This is a genomic window from Actinomycetospora sp. (genome assembly GCF_055612215.1).
The window spans coordinates 1-2,583 of record NZ_JBVPVA010001116.1; the positions used below are offsets into that span (position 1 = coordinate 1).

A 2,583-nucleotide genomic window follows, 5' to 3' on the forward strand; every position below is an offset into this window, starting at 1 on the left:
GGGGTAAGGGTCCCCGGACACGTCCCGAGATCGAGGAGGACCCGTGGCGCCGCAGCCGCCCGACCCGTACAGCTTCCTGCCCGACGTCGCCACCTTCGAGGTGACCAGCAGCGACGTCACCGACGGTCAGACCCTGCCCGACGCCCAGGTCAGCGGCATCATGGGCGCGGGTGGCGAGGACGTGTCCCCGCAACTGTCCTGGTCGGGCGCGCCCGAGGGCACGAAGAGCTACGCGGTCACCTGCTACGACCCCGACGCGCCGACGGCCAGCGGGTTCTGGCACTGGGCGGTCGTGAACCTGCCGGCCTCGACGACGTCCCTGCCCGCCGACGCCGGCGACCCCGACAAGGGCCTCCTGCCCGACGGCGCCGTCACGCTCGCGAACGACGCCGGCGCGCACCGCTTCATCGGGGCCGCGCCGCCCGCCGGGCACGGCCCGCACCGCTACTACTTCGTGGTGCACGCGATCGACGTCGAGGACCTGGGGGTGGGCGCGGACGCCACCCCCGCGTTCCTCGGCTTCAACCTGTTCTTCCACTCGATCGGCCGGGCGACGATCACGCCGATCTACGAGGTCACGGGCTGAGGGCCCTCACCCTGCGAGGACCTCGTCGAGGAAGGCCTCGAGATCGAGGGGCTGCCCCGCCACGCCCTCGAGGCGCGGCGCGGGCCGCAGCTCGGCCGTGGCCTCCTCGACGGCGGTGCAGACCTGGGCGAACTCCTCGGCACCCAGCATGCGGAAGCCGCGCATCGAGCCGTTCCAGGGCCGGCGCCACTCGAGGGCGGTCAGCTCCGTCCCCTCGATCTCCCACATCTCCACGCGATTGCCCATCCAGGACACGGACGCAGCCGGCATCGTCATCGGGGTCTCCCCACCACAGAGGTCGTCCGTCAGGCAGTCCAGCCCGCCGGGTCGGGTGTGGCCGCGGCGTCGGGGCGACCGGGCGAGGATGCCGCTCCTGCTCTGATCGGCACACGTGGACGTGCGCTGCACGACAGCGACGTCCGTCACGCCGCCCGGTCCCGACCCGGCGTCGAGGGGGTGGAGGCCCTGGTCAGAGGCGTTCGAGGTGGACCGGGAGACCGTCCGCGGGGGTCGGGCCCGTGGTGAGCCCGATCGGGGTCTCGTAGCCCTCGGGCACCGACCAGCGGAAGCGGCGCAGCATCGCGTGCATGAGCGCCTTGACCTCCATACCGCCGAAGTGCAGGCCGATGCACTTGTGCACCCCACCCCCGAAGGGCATCCACGCGAAGCGGTGGGACTTGTCCTCGGCCCGCTCCCGGGAGAAGCGCTCGGGGTCGAAGTCGTCGGGGTGCGACCACCACGGCTCCATGCGCTGCGAGGCGTGGATGCCCAGCGACATCAGCGTGCCGGCCGGGACGTGGTGGCCCAGCAGCTCGGCATCGTGCACGGTGGCCCGGGCGAGCTGCCCGACCGGGGCGTAGAGGCGCAGCGTCTCGCGCATCACGAGGTCGAGGGAGACGAGCGAGTCCAGGTCCGCCATCGACACCGGTCCGGGTCCGAGTGCGAACGACTCCTCCCGGAGCTTCTCCTGCCACTGCGGGTGCTTGGCCAGCAGGTAGCTCATCATCGACAACGTGATCGTCGAGGTGTCGTGGGCGGCCATCAGCAGGAAGATCATGTGGTTGACGACGTCGTCGTCGGAGAAGGTCTCGCCCTCCTCGCTGCGGGCCCGCGCCAGCACGCCGAACATGTCGCGACCCCCACCCGCGCGCTTGGCGGGCAGCTGGGCGACGAAGTACTCCTCGAGCTCGCGGCGCCCGCGCAGGCCCCGCCACCACGAACCGCCGGGCACCGGGACCCGCACCACCGCGACGCCCGCGTGCACGGTGTCGACGAAGGCCCGGTTCACCCGGTCCGCCCGCGGGCCCAGCTCGTCGCCGACGAAGACCTCGGTGCCGATGTCGAGCGTGAGCTGCTTGACCCGGTCGTAGACCTTCACGCGGTCGCCCACCGTCCACGCGTCGAGGCCCTGCTCGATGCGCGGCCCCATCACCTCGAGGTACTCCTCGAGCCGATCCCGGGTGAAGGCCTGCTGCAGGATCCGCCGGTGGGTGCGGTGCTCCTCGAAGTCCAGCAGCATCACCCCGCGGCGGAAGAACGGGCCGATGAAGTATCCCCAGCCGTCGCCGTTGCCGAAGTACTTGTCCTTGTTGACCAGCACCTGCCCGATCGCCTCCGGCCCCAGGACCGACACCAGGGGCCGCCCGAAGGCACCGGTCCACGAGATGTCCCCGTAGCGGGCGTGGCGCTGCCGGGCGAAGGCGAGCATGTCGGCGGCGAACTCGAGCGAGCGCCCCACGAACGGCGCCCCGGGGTCGCCCATGACCGGCGCGAGGCCGCTGCCCGGCGGGGGTGGCGCGAGCGGTGCCGTCGTCGACGGCACGCGGCCGGCCAGCGCGGCGGCCGCGCCCTGGACGCGGAGGTTGAGCAGGGACGGCATGGTCACTCCCGGGTTCGCAGGCGGTGGGTGCGTCAGGCGGGGGCGCCCTGGCAGGACCCGTCGGGCGCCGGGCGGCGGACCGCGACGGCGAGCACGACGACGACGAGCACCAGCAGCA

Annotated in this window: 3 protein-coding genes; 1 reads left to right on the plus strand and 2 read right to left on the minus strand. The window is 72.7% G+C overall.

Features of this window, described 5'->3' with window-relative positions; translation table 11 throughout:
* Positions 1-43 precede the first annotated feature (43 nt).
* Positions 44-586, plus strand: a complete 543-nt coding sequence (locus AC0CYZ_RS30000) for a YbhB/YbcL family Raf kinase inhibitor-like protein (RefSeq protein ID WP_472221765.1) — start codon at positions 44-46, stop codon at positions 584-586.
* 6 nt (positions 587-592) lie between these two features.
* On the opposite strand, the gene AC0CYZ_RS30005 is transcribed toward AC0CYZ_RS30000, so the two are convergent.
* Both AC0CYZ_RS30005 and AC0CYZ_RS30010 read right to left on the minus strand, forming a co-directional pair.
* Positions 593-862 carry a hypothetical protein gene (locus AC0CYZ_RS30005; RefSeq protein WP_472221766.1) on the minus strand — a complete coding sequence of 90 codons (270 nt, stop codon included), beginning with the start codon at positions 860-862 and terminating at the stop codon, positions 593-595.
* A gap of 193 nt (positions 863-1,055) precedes the next feature.
* The gene (locus AC0CYZ_RS30010) at positions 1,056-2,465 is read right to left on the minus strand and encodes a cytochrome P450 (RefSeq protein WP_472221767.1); all 1,410 of its coding nucleotides are present in this window, start codon (positions 2,463-2,465) and stop codon (positions 1,056-1,058) included.
* Positions 2,466-2,583: the final 118 nt, after the last annotated feature.

Excerpts from the sequence above, each read along its gene's own strand:
- AC0CYZ_RS30005 (WP_472221766.1), bottom strand. The coding sequence starts at position 862 with ATGACGATGCCGGCTGCGTCCGTGTCCTGGATGGGCAATCGCGTGGAG.
- AC0CYZ_RS30010 (WP_472221767.1), bottom strand. The coding sequence starts at position 2,465 with ATGCCGTCCCTGCTCAACCTCCGCGTCCAGGGCGCGGCCGCCGCGCTG.